Raw genomic sequence first — 14,531 nt, forward strand, 5'->3', positions numbered from 1 at the left:
CATCGATGAGTGATAAAAGATTGTAGCTTCCAATCCGCTATCAATCCTTGAGCTCCGCCAGCCCGGCAAAGAGCCGCAGCGCCTCGGGATTGGCGAGCGCTTCCTGGTTTTTCACCGGCCTGTTGTGAACGACCTCGCGCACCGCAAGCTCGACGATCTTGCCGGACTTAGTGCGGGGAATGTCCGCAACCGCGATGATCTTTGCCGGCACGTGCCGCGGCGAGGCGCCGGTGCGTATCCGCGTCTTGATCGCCTTGACGAGATCGTCCGTCAGCGTCACGCCTGATGCAAGGCGGACGAAGAGGATGACACGGACGTCGTCGTCCCAATCCTGGCCGATGCACAGTGCCTCGGCCACCTCCTCCATCTGCTCTACCTGATTATAAATCTCGGCCGTGCCGATGCGCACGCCGCCGGGATTGAGCGTTGCATCCGAACGGCCGTGGATGACAAGGCCGCCATGCTCGGTCCATTCGGCAAAATCGCCATGGCACCAGACATTGTCGAACCGGTCGAAATAGGCGGCACGATATTTGGCGCCGTCGGGATCGTTCCAGAACATCACCGGCATCGACGGGAAGGCCTTGGTGCAGACGAGTTCACCCTTCTCGCCGCGCACCGGCTTGCCGTCGTCGTTCCAGACATCGACCGCAAGGCCGAGGCCGGCCCCCTGGATCTCGCCGCGCCAGACCGGCTGCAGCGGATTGCCGAGCACGAAGCAGGAGACGATATCGGTGCCGCCGGAGATCGAGGCAAGCTGCACATCTTGCTTGATGCCCTCGTAGACGAAGGTGAAGCCCTCAGGCGACAGCGGCGAGCCGGTCGAGGTCATCAGCCGCAGGCTGGAAAGATCGTGGCTGTTGCGCGGCGTCAGCCCGCTTTTGCGCACCGCATCGATATATTTTGCCGAGGTGCCGAAGATCGCGAAGTTCTCGGCCGCGGCATAATCGAACAGCACGTTGCCGTCGGGCGCAAAGGGCGAACCGTCGAACAGGCAGAGCGTGGCGCCGCTGGCAAGGCCGCTGACCAGCCAGTTCCACATCATCCAGCCGCAGGTGGTGAAGTAGAACAGCTTCTCGCCGGCCTCCAGGCCGCAATGCAGCCGCTGCTCCTTGAGGTGCTGCAAGAGCGTGCCGCCGGCCGAATGGACGATACATTTCGGCACGCCCGTGGTGCCGGAGGAAAACAGGATGTAGAGCGGATGGGCAAAGGCGAGCGGCTTAAACTCGACCTCTTTTACCTGATAGGGCGCGACGAAGGCCTCCAGCGTCGAAGCATCAGGCGTTTGCCGCGCGACCGCCTCGGCATCGCCGGCATAGTGGACGACGATCGCCGGCACGCCTAAGCTTTTCGCCACCGCGGCGACCTTGGGGCCGACATCCTGCAGCTTGCCGGAATACCAATAGGCATCGCAGGAGATGAACAGTTTCGGGCCGATCTGGCCGAAACGGTCGAGCACGCCCTGTTCGCCGAAATCTGGGGAGCAGGACGACCAGATGGCGCCGATCGAGGCGGCCGCCAGCATGGCGGCGACGGTCTCCGGCATGTTCGGCATCATCGCGGCAATGCGGTCGCCCTCACCGATGCCCTGCGCCTTGAAAGCCTGCTGCAGCTTCGAGACCAGCGCCCGCAGCCGGTCCCACGACCAGCGGTCGTCGGCTTTGTCCTCGCCACGGAAGATGATGGCATCCCCCTCACCGCGCCCCGACAACAAGTTCTCGGCAAAGTTCAGCGTGGCATTCGGAAAGAAGCGAGCCTCCAGCATCCGGTCGCCATCGATGAGCACCTCTGCGCCGCGCTCTCCCTTCACGCCGCAGAAATCCCAGACGGCCGACCAAAAATTCTCGCGCTCGGCCACCGACCAGGCATGCAGATCTTCAAAGCCGGAAAGCGAAAGCCCGAAATCGGCATTGCAGCGCGCCATGAAGGCGTGGATCGGGCTTTTTGCGACGGCTTCCGCCGAGGGCACCCAAAGTGGTCTGTTATCCTGCATTCAATCCTCCTCCCAATCCCGCCTTTATATCATGCTGCATTGCATTATAAAGTGCGGAACCGACGCGATCCCAGCCTATGCATTCAGAAGGTCGATGCGTCGCTTCGAAGGTCTGCAGCATGCCTCGGCGCGTCTGAATAGGGGCGCGGTGCTGCAGGGGATTTGCATATGCCCGATATTTCCTATATCCGGCGAAATCAGCGCTTAACGGGATAACCGGCGGAATTGCCGGCGGAGATCATGAGCACGTCAAGACATCGCAGGTGGCGCAGGAAGATCGGACCCGTTTCGCGCTGGCTTCCGGCCTTCGCCCGTCTGTCGACGGTGTTTCTGCTGATCGCGCTGGGGCTGTTCGTAGCGCTAAGGGTCGCCGCACCCTATCTCATCACCACCGGCTTCGTGCGCTCGGGTATCGAGGATGCGCTGTCAAAATGGACAGGCTACCATGCCGAGATCAAGGGCAGTCCGGTTCTCGAATTCTGGCCGACGCCGCGCATCACGCTGAACCAGATCACCATCCGCCAGCCGCGCGAAAGCGGCGACAAGCTGCTCGGCAGCATTGACAGCCTGTCGGCCGATTTCAGCCTCATCGACGCGCTGAGAGGCCGCACCAGCTTCCACGAATTCCACCTGGTGCGCCCCAACCTGGCGCTGACGCGCGACGAGAATGGCCTGATCGACTGGAGTTATGCCGGCCTGCTTGCCCGCGCGATCAGCGGCGTGCGCACCGAAAACGGCGCCGAGGTGCTCGATCCCGATCTCGACGCCGAGATCGGCGCGGTGACGGTCGAGGACGGCACGCTTGCGGTGACCGACATCAAGACCGCCAAAACCTATCGTTTCGACAGCGTCACCGCAGATATCGCCTGGCCGAGACTGTCCGGCGCGATCTCGGCTGTTGTCATCGCCCGCATCAACGGCGAAGACCTGAAGGTCGATTTCGCCTCGCGCCAGCCGCTGCTCGTCTTTGCCGGCCGGAATGCCGAGACGCGGACGTCGCTGACATCGAACCTCTTGACGGCGCACTTCCAGGGAATTGCCAACATCGCCAGCCTTTTGGCGCTTTCCGGCAATATCACCGCCAGCATTCCCGATATGCCGGCGCTTCTTACATGGTCGGGCAAATCCATCCCCGGCATCGCCACGCTGAAGAGCGCCTCGCTGGAATCCGACATCATGTCGTCGGGCAACGGTCTGCGCTTCAACAATCTCAGCCTGTCGCTGAACGAAGCGAGCGCCACCGGGGTGATGGACCTTCTCACCCAACCCGGCAAACGGCCGAAGATCGGCGGCACGCTCGCCTTCGACCAGATGAACCTCAAGCCGTTCCTCGACGCTTTCGCGCTGAGACCTCGCCGCCGGCGAGGCGGAGGAAATCTCCGCCGGGATAAACGGGCCGCTGCGGCTGCTCGATGTCGATGTCAGGCTTTCGGCGCGGCGCGCCCAGATGGGTCTCTTCGAGCTTTCCGATGTCGGCGCCAGCATGATCGTTGCCGGCGGGGAAGCGAAATTCGACATCGGCGACAGCCGGTTCGAAGGCGGCGAGATGACCGCGCATCTGGAAGCGACCCAGCGCGACTTCGACGGCGGCGGCAAGCTGCAGCTGTCGATCCGCGATGCCGATTTCGCAGCCCTTGCCGAGCGCCTGCAGCTGAAAGGACCGCTGCCGCTGGCGACCGGATCGCTCGACCTCGACCTGCAGTCGCCGAAGGCGATCTGGACGACCGGTCTTGCCGACGTCACCGGCAGGCTGCACTTTTGGACAAGGGAAGGCACGATCCCCGGCATCGATGCCGCGGCGCTGAGGACCCAGGCAGCCCAAAAGCCGTTCTTTCCGCTGAGTGCTGCGGCAGGCGGCGCCTTCGCTTTCAACCAGTTGAACCTGCAGGCCGATTTTGCCAACGGTTCCGCCGAGATGCACGATGCCCGGATCGCCGGCACGGCCGAGACGCTGACGCTATCCGGCGTTATTACCTATCAGTCGAACGGGCTGGCGCTGTCCGGATCGCTCGAAGCGACCGATCCGGCCAAGGCGGCGGATCTGCCGCTTCTGCCGTTCTTCATCGGCGGCTCTTGGCCGAACCCGGTGATCTCGCCGGTGCCGCTCTTCGGCACGACACCCCACGCGCAGTAGGATCAAGCGCCGGCGGCCGCCGCACGTTCGTCCCGCTGGCGCTGGATTTCGCGGCGCTTGGTGACGATCGAGGCGCAGATGACGCCGACCGCGACGATGCCGATCAGGATGGTGCAGACGGCGTTGATCTCGGGCGTCACGCCGAGGCGCACCTGGCTGTAGATCCGCATCGGCAGCGTGGTGGCGCCCGGTCCCGAGGTGAAGCTGGCGATCACCAGATCGTCGAGCGACAGGGTGAAGGCCAGGATCCAGCCTGAGACCACGGCCGGCGCGATGATCGGCAGAGTGATCTCGAAAAGGTGCGCACCGGCGGCGCGCCCAGATCCTGCGCCGCTTCCTCGATCGAGCGATCGAAGCTTAAGAGGCGCGACTGCACGACGACGGCGACGAAGCACATGGTCAGCGTCGTATGCGCCAGCGTGATCGTCCAGAAACCGCGATCGAAGCCGATCGCGACGAAGAGCAGCAGCAGCGACAGGCCGGTGATGACGTCGGGCATGACGAGCGGCGCGTAGATCATGCCCGAAAACAGCATGCGGCCGCGAAAGCGGGTGTAGCGCACCAGCGTCAGCGCCGCCATCGTGCCGAGGATGGTGGCGAGCGTCGCCGACAGCAGGCCGACACGGATCGTCACCCAGGCGGCGTCGAGCAGGCCCTGGTTCGAGAGCAGCGAGACATACCATTTGGTTGAGAAGCCGCCCCAGACGGTGACGAGCTTCGATTCGTTGAAGGAGAAGATCACCAGAAGCACGATCGGCAGGTAGAGGAAGGCAAAGCCGAGCGTGACGGAGACAATGTTGAAACGGGTCCATTTCAGCATGGCTTATTTCCCCGCTCTTCGGCCTTGGCCTGGGCGTTCTGAAAGAAGACGATCGGGATCACCAGGATCATCAGCAGGATCGTCGCCACCGCCGAGGAGACCGGCCAGTCGCGGTTGGCGTTGAACTCGTTCCAGAGCGTCTTGCCGATCATCAGCGTCTGCGAACCGCCGAGCAGGTCGGGAATGACGAACTCACCGACAGCGGGAATGAAGACCAGCATGCAGCCGGCCACCACACCGGGGATCGACAGTGGAAAGGTGACGCGCCAGAAAGCCCGGATCGGCGTGCAACCGAGATCCTGTGCGGCCTCGATCAGCGTACCATCCATCTTTTCCAGCGCCGAATAGAGCGGCAGCACCATGAACGGCAGATAGGAATAGACGATGCCGATATAGACGGCGGTCGTGGTGTTGAGGATGATCAGTGGGCTGTCGATGATGTGCAGCGACTGGAGAAGCTGGTTGAGAAGCCCTTCCGGCTTCAGGATCGCGATCCAGGAATAAACCCGGATCAGGAAGCTCGTCCAGAACGGCAGGATGACCAGCATCACCAGCGTCGGGCGGATCGTGCGCGGCGCCTGCGCCATGCCATAGGCGATCGGATAGGCGATCAGCAATGTGAGGAAAGTGGCGATCCCGGCAATCACCACGCTTGAGATATAGGCATTGAAATAGAGCGCGTCGTCGGTGAGGTAGGCGTAATTGTCGAAGGACAGTTCTCCGATCTTGCTCCAGAGCCCGGCCCAGCCGTCGGCAAGCGAGAAGACCGGCTCGTAAGGCGGCATGGCGATTGCCGTCGTCGACAGCGAAATGCGGAAGACGATGAAGAACGGCGCCAGGAAGAAGAGCAGCAGCCAGGCATAAGGGATGGCGATGACGAGCCGATTGTAGAGGCCGGAGGTGAGCTTGCCCATGATCTCAATCCTTCAAGAGAACGCCGGCGTTCTCGTCGAACGAGATCCAGACTTCCTGGTCGTAGGTGAAGGGGTCGTCGACGGAGCGCTGCGCATTGAGGGACGAGGCTTTGACGATCTTGCCGCTCTGCAATTTCACATGGAAGACGGTCATATCGCCGAGATAGGCGATATCCCAGAGTTCCCCGCTGGCGGCGTTGACCGAAGCATTGGCGGGCGCTTGACGCAAGACCCGCATCTTTTCCGGCCGGATGGCGAAGCCGACGGCGCTGCCTGACGGCGGTGTCTCGGACGCGGCGACGCGCACGCTGAAGCCGCTGTCGACCGATATCTCGACGGTGCCGTTGCCGGATGAGGCGACCTTGCCGTCGAAGATGTTGACGTCGCCGATGAAATCCGCAACGAAACGGGAATTCGGCGCCTCGTAGATCTCGGCCGGTGTGGCCACCTGCACGACCTTGCCGTGGCTCATGACGGCGATGCGGTCTGCCATGGTCATCGCCTCTTCCTGGTCGTGGGTGACGACGACGAAGGTGAGGCCGAGGCTCTGCTGCAGATCCATCAGTTCGAACTGGGTTTCCTCGCGCAGCTTCTTGTCAAGCGCGCCGAGCGGTTCGTCGAGCAGCAGCACCTTCGGGCGCTTGGCGAGCGAGCGGGCCAGCGCCACGCGCTGGCGCTGGCCGCCGGAAAGCTGGTTCGGCTTGCGTGAGGCGAACTGCTCGAGCTTGACGAGCTTCAGCATCTGCGCGACGCGGTCGGTCATCTCATCCTTCGCCATCCCGTCCTGTTTCAGGCCGAAGGCAATATTCTGCTCGACCGTCATGTGCGGGAAAAGCGCATAGGACTGGAACATCATGTTGACCGGTCGCTTATAGGGCGGCGTGCCGGCCATGTCGGTGCCATCCAGCACGATCTCGCCCGCGGTCGGCTGCTCGAAGCCGGCGAGCATGCGCAGCAGCGTGGACTTGCCGCAGCCCGAAGCGCCGAGCAGCGCGAAAAACTCGCGGTGATAGATATTCAGCGACAGATTGTCGACGGCGGTAAAATCGCCGAAGCGCTTGGTGACATTCTTGAAAGCGATGAAGGGTTTTGCAGAGGGATCGGTCCAGGGCGCGAAAGCGCGGCGGATATTGCCGAGAGACTTCATATTATTCCCCGAATACAGGTTTTTTCCGGCCTCCACCCGGGCCGGTAATTGAAAGGCCCGGACGTTTCCGTCCGGGCCTAAGGCTGCATTACTGGCCGGTGACGACCTTCGTCCAGAGGCGCGTCCCCAGGCGCTGCGTTTTCGGATCCCACGGCTTGACCGTGAAGAGGTTCTTCATCACCGCCTCTGTGGGATAGACGGCCGGATCTTCCAGAATGTCCTTGCTGACGAACTGCTGCGAGGCCTTGTTGCCGTTAGCATAGAAGGTGTGGTCGCTCGCCTTGGCGATGACCTCAGGCTTCATCATGTAGTTGAGGAATTCGTGGGCTTCGGCGACGTGGGGCGCATCGGCGGGGATGGCCATCATGTCGAACCACATCTGGGCGCCCTGCGGGGGAACCGAGTAATTGACCTCGACACCATTCTTGGCTTCGGCCGCGCGGTCGCGCGCCTGCAGCATGTCGCCGGAATAGCCGAAGGCGATGCAGATGTCGCCGTTGGCAAGCGCATTGATGTATTCGGAGGAATGGAACTTGCGGACATAGGGGCGCATAGCCGTCAGCAGTTCTTCGGCCTTCTTGAAATCCTCAGCCTTCGTGGAGTTCGGGTCGAAGCCGAGATAACGAAACGCCGTGGTGATGACGTCCTTCGGCGTGTCGAGCACGTAGATGCCGCAATCCTTGAATTTTGCGGCGACCTTCGGATCGAAGATCACTTCGAGGCCGGGCTTGGCATCGGGACCGAGGATTTCGGCGACCTTCTTGACGTTATAGCCGATGCCGTCGGTGCCCCACATGTAATCGACCGCGTGTTCGTTGCCCGGGTCGTATTCGGCGGTCCGCTGCTGGATCAGATCCCACATGTTGGACAGGTTCGGCAGTTTCGACTTGTCGAGCTTCTGGAAGACGCCGGCCTGGATCTGGCGCTGCAGGAAGTCGGCTGTGGGAACGACGACGTCATAACCGGTGCCGCCGGCCAGCAGCTTGGTTTCCACGGTCTCGTTGGAATCGAAGGTGTCGTAGACGACCTTGATGCCGGTTTCCTTGGTGAAGTCGGCAAGGATGCTGTCGTCGATATAATCCGACCAGTTGTAGACGTTGACCACGCGCTCCTGCGCAAAGGCCGGCGCGGCGGCGAGCAGCGCGGCAACGGCGGCGGCCGTCACACTTGCAATGATTGACCTCATGACTTCTCCTGTTTGTTCAAAGAGCCCGCATCCCCGGACATCTTTTCCCTCTGGTTTTGCCAGCAGACTAAGAAGGAATTTCACAGCCCACAAGCGCAAAATCCTGCGCCTTCAATGATTTCACAATCACTGGAAATCGAAGGCGCTGAGCCCGGCCACCATCTCGTCGAGCCCGAGCGGCCGCGTCACCGGCGGCTCGGCCCGGGAAAGGCAGCCGCGCCGCTCGCAGAGGCGACAGGCAGGGCCGATCGCCACCGGCTCGAGCGCTGTCGCCTGGCCATAGATCAGCGCCTCGCCAAGCGCGGCGTCGCAGCCGATCAGCATCGCCGTGCGCCGCAGCCTTTCACCGAATTCGACGCTAGGCCCCTCCAATGTGCGGGCGACCGTCAGGAACGAGGCGCCATCCGGCATGACCACCGTCTCTGCCAGGACCTGGCCCGGCTGCAGGAAGGCGGCGTGGAGATTGAGCTTCGGACAGCCGCCGCCGAAGCGCGCCTGTGGAAAACCCTGGGCGCCTGCCCGGCGCAGCCGATGGCCCGCCGCATCGATCTCGATCAGGAAGAAGGGAATGGCGGCGGCACCTGGGCGCTGCAGCATCGTCAGGCGTGCGGCGGCATGGCCGAAGGAGACGCCGAAGCGGGCGCGCAGAATGTCGATATCGTAGCGCGTCGACTTCGCCGCGGACAGAAAGGCTTCGTAGGGCATGGCCAGCGCCAGGGCGGCGATGCGGGCAAGCTCGAAGCGGGCGATGCGGCGCGCCTCGGCGGAGGAGAGCGAGAGATCGTCGAGTTCGGCGTCGATGGCAGGCAGCAAGGCAAGCGTCGCTGCCTCAACTGATATCTCGTGGGCGCGGTCGGCCGGCGACAGGCGCTCCGAGATGAAAAGCCGCATCGAATGGCGATCGAAACGGCGGCGCAGATCCGGCATGACGTGCACAGGCAGGACCCGTACCGCGATGCCGCGCTCGGCGCGCAGCCAATCCTTCAGGCCGACAGCAAGATCGAGGCCGCCGGGAAGCGTTGCGGCAAAGGCTTCCGCCGCCGTCTCGATCCGCCCGAAATAGGCGGAGCGGCGTTCTAGCGTCTCGCGCACCTCGTCGAGCGGCAACCGGCCGGCGGCGACGGGCGCATGGCCTTCGGCGGCCATCAGCGCCGTCAGATCGGACAGTCTTGCCGCCTGCTCGCGATAGGCGCGGTAGAGCTTGATCATGCCGCTTGCCGCATTGGGCGCGGCTTCGGCCACCTCGACCAATTCCTGGTCGCCGGGCAATTCGCCCGCAAGCAGCGGATCGGCGAAGACCTCCTTGAGCTGGCCGAGACTGCCGCCGGTCTGCCCGCGCAACTCCTCCAGATCAACCCGGTAGACGGCGGCGAGCTTCAAGAGGAGCTGCACCGTCAGCGGCCGCTGGTTGCGCTCGATGAGGTTCAGGTAGGAGGGCGAGATCTCCAGCGCCTCGGCCATGGCGGTCTGGGTCAGCGCCAGCGCATTGCGAATGCGCCGCAATTTCGGGCCTGCGAATATCTTGCGTTCCGCCATTGTCACACCCTTTGACAGGCCCGCGGCGTCAACATTTACAAAATTTTACAAATTCACAGCGCCGCTCTGTCAATCCTCGTCATCTTAACCTCTTTCCCATTTGGAAATCAAAGGTTTTCCTGGTCATGCCGGGAGATATTGTCAATCTTGTCATCAACACCCGCAATATCGTTTTTTCGTGAGGAGATCAGCATGACCGATTTTTACAAACTTGTTCCCAATGCGCCGGCAGGCCGCTTCGACGGCCTCGACAGGCCCTATTCGGCCGATGACGTGCGGCGGCTCAGGGGCTCGGTGGCGCTGACCCATACGCTGGCCGAAATGGGGGCGGACCGGTTGTGGCGGCTGCTGCGCCAGGAGGATTTCGTCAATGCGCTCGGTGCGCTTTCCGGCAACCAGGCGATGCAGATGGTGCGCGCCGGGCTGAAGGCGATCTATCTCTCCGGCTGGCAGGTGGCGGCCGACGCCAATACGGCATCGGCAATGTATCCCGATCAGTCGCTCTACCCCGCCAATGCCGGGCCGGAGCTTGCCAAGCGCATCAACCGCACGCTGCAGCGCGCCGATCAGATCGAGACCTCGGAGGGCCAGGGGCTTTCCGTCGACACCTGGTTCGCGCCGATCGTCGCCGATGCCGAAGCCGGCTTCGGCGGGCCGCTCAACGCCTTCGAGATCATGAAGGCCTATATCGAGGCGGGGGCGGCCGGCGTCCACTTCGAGGACCAGCTTGCCTCGGAGAAGAAATGCGGCCATCTCGGCGGCAAGGTATTGATCCCGACCGCCGCCCATATCCGCAATCTCAACGCCGCCCGGCTTGCCGCCGACGTCATGGGGGTCGCGACGCTGGTGATTGCCCGCACCGATGCGGAAGCAGCAAAGCTGCTGACCTCCGATATCGACGAACGCGACCAGCCCTTCGTCGATTATGATGCCGGGCGCACCGTCGAAGGCTTCTATCAGGTCAGAAACGGCATCGAACCCTGCATCGCCCGGGCCGTCGCCTATGCGCCGTATTGCGACCTCATCTGGTGCGAGACCTCGAAGCCGGACCTCGATCAGGCGCGGCGTTTTGCCGAGGGCGTGCACAAGGTCCATCCCGGCAAGCTGCTCGCCTATAATTGCTCGCCGTCCTTCAATTGGAAGAAGAACCTCGACGAGGCGACGATTGCAAAGTTCCAGCGCGAACTCGGCGCGATGGGCTACAAGTTCCAGTTCATCACGCTCGCCGGCTTCCACCAGCTGAATTACGGCATGTACGAACTGGCGCGCGGCTACCGGCAGCGGCAGATGTCGGCCTATTCAGAGCTGCAGCAGGCGGAATTCGACGCCGAGGTCAACGGCTATACCGCCACCAAGCATCAGCGCGAGGTCGGCACCGGCTATTTCGACGCCGTGTCGCTCGCCATCACCGGCGGCCGGTCATCGACCACGGCAATGCACGATTCAACCGAACATGCGCAGTTCAAACCGGCTGCGGAATAACCCGAAGAAGAGGAGAAAGTCATGGCATCCATTTCACGCGTCAGGGAACGGGCCGAGGAACAATCGACCAGCATGAGCGAGGATCAGCAGACGACGATCCGCATGCTCGCCAATGACCTGCATCGGCTGAACCAATCGGTCATGAAGGCCGTCGAGGCCGGCGTCTCGGTCGAGCTGGTGCGCTCGGCCCGCCATCACGGCGGCGACGGCAACTGGGGCGACCTGCTGATCCCCGTCGTCGTCACCAACCGGCATTGAAGAGAACGCCCGCGCATCTTAAGAAATGCGCGGGCGCTTCATCGTAATTTCAGCCGCGGCTCGGCCGTTTTCCGGCAAAGAGATCGGCATAACTTCTGATCAGCTTGGTCATGCGGTCGGCGACGGTGCGGATCTCCGGGCGATGGCGGTCCTCGGCGTTCATCACGATCCATTGCGCATGGCGCAATTCCGGCAGTTCGCCGCCAAGGCGCTGCAAATCGGGATGGAGATCGCCGACAAAACAGGGAAGCACCGCCTTGCCCGCGCCGGCGCGCACCAGATCGGGCAGCGACCGCGGCCGGTTGACGCTGGCGACGATCGCGGCTGCGGCATTGGCGTGCGGCCAGCGCAGATAGGCGGAGATCGCCTCCTCCTCGGCAACGGCAATCCAGCGCTCATCGGTCTCGGCGGCGTTGCGTCTGATATAGACGGCATAGGCGACCTCGCCGAGCCGGCGGGCGGCAAGATTGGCCTCTTCCGGCTCGAAGGCGCGGATGCCGATATCGCTCTCGCGATAGGCAAGGCTTGCGCGCGCCTCGCCGATCGTCAGCGAAATGGCAAAACCATCGCCCGGCATGCGGATGGCGGCGAAATTCTCCGTCAGCAGCCAGGCGACCCAGGTGCCGGCGGCGATCCTGACGGTCGTGCCGCCCTCGCCCGATTGCCGCCATGCCTCCACCTTGCGGGCGGCGGCCTCCATCTCCTGAAGGTGATCGAGCAGTGCCTGGCCGTCCTGGGTCAGGCGATAGCCGGTCTGGCTGCGTGAAAACAGGGCGCGACCGACCTCCTGTTCGAGATCGAGCATGCGCCGGCCAACCGTCGCGGGGCTGAGCCCGCTTGCGGTGCTTGCCCCCGTCAGGCCACCGAGACGGGCGACCTGCAGGAACAACTGGTAGGAATCCCAATTCGCGTTTTTCATCAATGAAAAACATAGCGGGGTTTTCCCTGTTTATGAAGAGATATTCGATGCCTAAATCAGGAGATGTCTTCTACAGAAAGGACATCGCCATGATCGATCTGATCACCATCGCAGCGACCCAGGGATATCGACACACTTGCAGGCCGGGCAGAGGCAAGACCGACGAGGATCGGTTCTATGCCGAGTTCGGCGACAGCGGTCTCGTCAATTTCGCCGCCTGGCTGACCTCGCTCGATCTCAGTCTCAGACGACGCCGCAAAGCTGCGGCGCAATCCAGCGGCGGCTGCGCGCCTCAAGCGACCTTCCTGGCCCCGAGATGAGCGGCGGCGGGCTCGGCAATGATCCGGAACCGCTCGATCAGCGCCATCAGCGTATCGGCCTCGCCGGCAAGCAGGCGGCTTGCCTGCGTGGTCTCGGCCACCATCGAGGCGTTTTTCTGGGTCATCTGGTCCATGGCGTTTACCGAACCGTTGACCTCCTGAAGTGCTGCCGACTGATCGCGGCTTGCGGTGGCGATGGTCTCGACATGGCCGCTAATCGCGATGATCTCATGGCTGATCGCTGCGAGGACGCTGCCGGTCTTCTGAACCAATTCGGAGCCCACCGTCACCTCGCGGCTGGATGTCTCGATCAGCGATTTGATCTCGCGCGCTGCATCGGCCGAACGCTGGGCGAGTTCGCGGACTTCCTGGGCGACGACGGCAAAACCCTTGCCCGCCTCGCCGGCGCGCGCCGCCTCGATGCCGGCGTTGAGTGCCAGCAGATTGGTCTGGAAGGCGATGTCGTCGATCACCTCGATGATCTGCTCGATGCGCTGCGAGGCCTCTTCGATGCGCTCCATCGCGGCGATGGCATCGCCGACGACGGCGCCGGAATTGTCGGCGGTCTTCTTGGTCGCGGCGACGACGCTGTTGGCTTCGCGGGCGCGCTCGGCGGAAGAGCGAACCGTGACGGTGATCTCCTCCACCGCTGCGGCGGTCTCTTCGAGGCTTGCCGCCTGCGCCTCGGTGCGTTTCGAAAGCTCACTTGCTGAAACCGAGACGGCGCCGCTGTTGCGCTGGATGGTCGAGGCGCTGTCACGGATACCGGAGAGCGTATCCTGGAGCCGCAGCAGCGAAGCGTTGAAATCGACGCGCAGCTGCTCCAGCCGGCCGACGAAGGGCGTGCCGATCGTTTCCGAGACATCGCCCTGCGACAGGCGTCCGAGGCCGGCGGCAAGCTGATTGACCGCAAAGTCGATCTGGCTGTCGAGCGAGCGCTTGTCGGCATCGTTCCTGGCGCGTTCGGCATCGTTCAAGGCGCGCTGTTCGGCGGCCTGGGTTTCCAGATCGCGCCTGGCACGGGCGCTGTCGCGGAACAGCGCCAAGGCCCGGCCGATATCGCCGAACTCATTCTTCTTCGCGACGCAGGGGATCGCGCCGTCGAGATCGCCCGAGGAAATCGCGTGAACGCTCGCGGTCAGCGCCTGCAACGGCTTCACCGACAGGCGGATTGCATAGAAGGCGAGAACGCCGACGATGAGCATGACGATGGCGCCGACGCCGAGGACCAGCATCTGCAGCTCATACATGCGCTGGTAATAGACCTCCATCGGAATGCCGATGAAGAGAATGCCGACATTGGCATTCGATGCATTCTTGACCGGGAAATAACCGGTCATGAACTTGCGGCCGAAAAGCTCGGCCTGGCCATAATAGGCTTCGCCCCTGGCGAGAACCGGCTGGGCGGGGTGCTCGGCGACCAGCTTGGTGCCGACGGCGCGGTCGCCGTTTTCCTTCTTCACGTTGGTGGAGATGCGGACGTAGTCGCCGCCCTGCTTCTGGAAGATGGTCGCGACACCGGCGATCGACTGCGCCGTGCGGTCGACCAGCGAATGATCGGCAAGGGCGGGGATGGCGTCTTCCGTTACGGTCGCGAGTTGGTTGTCCTTAAGCTCGACCCTGGCGCCTTGATCGGCTGCACCGTAAAGGACAGCCATGGCGCGGGTGGCATCCCTGGCATCGGAGACTGCCCCGTCCATGACATAGCGGCTCAGATTGTAGTAGGTCGCGCCGACGATGGCGGCCGTGCTGACGGCCAGCAGACAAAGCGTGATCGCAACGATCTGGCGGACGATTGACGTAGAAAAAAGGCGCAGCATCA

At 63.0% G+C, this 14,531-nt stretch carries 10 protein-coding genes and 2 pseudogenes; 4 read left to right on the forward strand and 8 right to left on the reverse strand.

All coding sequences use genetic code 11. The features are described 5' to 3' along the window. Nucleotides 1-40: 40 nt before the first annotated feature. The gene (locus tag MF410_RS15395; RefSeq protein ID WP_239619882.1) at nucleotides 41-1,993 is read right to left on the reverse strand and encodes an acetoacetate--CoA ligase; all 1,953 of its coding nucleotides are present in this window, start codon (nucleotides 1,991-1,993) and stop codon (nucleotides 41-43) included. Nucleotides 1,994-2,233: 240 nt separating this feature from the next. Here MF410_RS15395 and MF410_RS15400 point away from each other — a divergent pair. After that, a pseudogene (locus tag MF410_RS15400) lies at nucleotides 2,234-4,127 on the forward strand (AsmA-like C-terminal region-containing protein). Between the two features lie 2 nt (nucleotides 4,128-4,129). Here the strand turns inward: MF410_RS15400 and MF410_RS15405 are convergent. From MF410_RS15405 to MF410_RS15425, 5 genes and pseudogenes are all read right to left on the reverse strand, one after another. Beyond that, nucleotides 4,130-4,947: pseudogene (locus MF410_RS15405) on the reverse strand (ABC transporter permease subunit). Continuing rightward, a complete protein-coding gene (locus tag MF410_RS15410) occupies nucleotides 4,941-5,861 on the reverse strand; it encodes an ABC transporter permease subunit (RefSeq protein WP_239619883.1) in 921 nt (306 codons plus the stop codon). Before MF410_RS15410 ends, MF410_RS15405 begins: the two are co-directional and overlap by 7 nt. 4 nt (nucleotides 5,862-5,865) lie before the next feature. Further along, nucleotides 5,866-7,008 (reverse strand): ABC transporter ATP-binding protein, encoded by a 1,143-nt coding sequence (locus MF410_RS15415; RefSeq protein ID WP_097623913.1) that lies wholly within the window; start codon nucleotides 7,006-7,008, stop codon nucleotides 5,866-5,868. Between the two features lie 88 nt (nucleotides 7,009-7,096). Next, nucleotides 7,097-8,194 (reverse strand): polyamine ABC transporter substrate-binding protein, encoded by a 1,098-nt coding sequence (locus MF410_RS15420; protein ID WP_097623912.1) that lies wholly within the window; start codon nucleotides 8,192-8,194, stop codon nucleotides 7,097-7,099. A gap of 126 nt (nucleotides 8,195-8,320) precedes the next feature. Then, complete coding sequence (locus MF410_RS15425) at nucleotides 8,321-9,730, reverse strand: XRE family transcriptional regulator (protein WP_097623911.1); 1,410 nt, start codon at nucleotides 9,728-9,730, stop codon at nucleotides 8,321-8,323. Nucleotides 9,731-9,922: 192 nt separating this feature from the next. Between MF410_RS15425 and aceA the strand changes: the two genes are divergently transcribed. Both aceA and MF410_RS15435 read left to right on the forward strand, forming a co-directional pair. Next, nucleotides 9,923-11,212, forward strand: coding sequence for an isocitrate lyase (aceA, locus tag MF410_RS15430; RefSeq protein WP_097623910.1), 1,290 nt, complete (start codon nucleotides 9,923-9,925; stop codon nucleotides 11,210-11,212). Between the two features lie 21 nt (nucleotides 11,213-11,233). Continuing rightward, a complete protein-coding gene (locus tag MF410_RS15435) occupies nucleotides 11,234-11,470 on the forward strand; it encodes a hypothetical protein (protein WP_003584324.1) in 237 nt (78 codons plus the stop codon). 49 nt (nucleotides 11,471-11,519) lie between these two features. Here the strand turns inward: MF410_RS15435 and MF410_RS15440 are convergent, their stop codons facing one another. Beyond that, entirely contained in the window at nucleotides 11,520-12,389 is an 870-nt protein-coding gene (locus tag MF410_RS15440) for a LysR family transcriptional regulator (RefSeq protein WP_097623909.1), read from the reverse strand. Between the two features lie 89 nt (nucleotides 12,390-12,478). Between MF410_RS15440 and MF410_RS15445 the strand changes: the two genes are divergently transcribed. Next, nucleotides 12,479-12,709: a hypothetical protein gene (locus tag MF410_RS15445; RefSeq protein WP_097624168.1), complete on the forward strand. Its 231-nt coding sequence runs from the start codon at nucleotides 12,479-12,481 to the stop codon at nucleotides 12,707-12,709. Here MF410_RS15445 and MF410_RS15450 read toward each other — a convergent pair. Continuing rightward, nucleotides 12,682-14,529 (reverse strand): methyl-accepting chemotaxis protein, encoded by a 1,848-nt coding sequence (locus MF410_RS15450; protein ID WP_097624167.1) that lies wholly within the window; start codon nucleotides 14,527-14,529, stop codon nucleotides 12,682-12,684. The genes MF410_RS15445 and MF410_RS15450 overlap by 28 nt on opposite strands. Between the last annotated feature and the right edge of the window lie 2 nt (nucleotides 14,530-14,531).

Source organism: Rhizobium sp. C104 (assembly GCF_022354505.1).
Lineage (GTDB): Bacteria > Pseudomonadota > Alphaproteobacteria > Rhizobiales > Rhizobiaceae > Rhizobium > Rhizobium redzepovicii.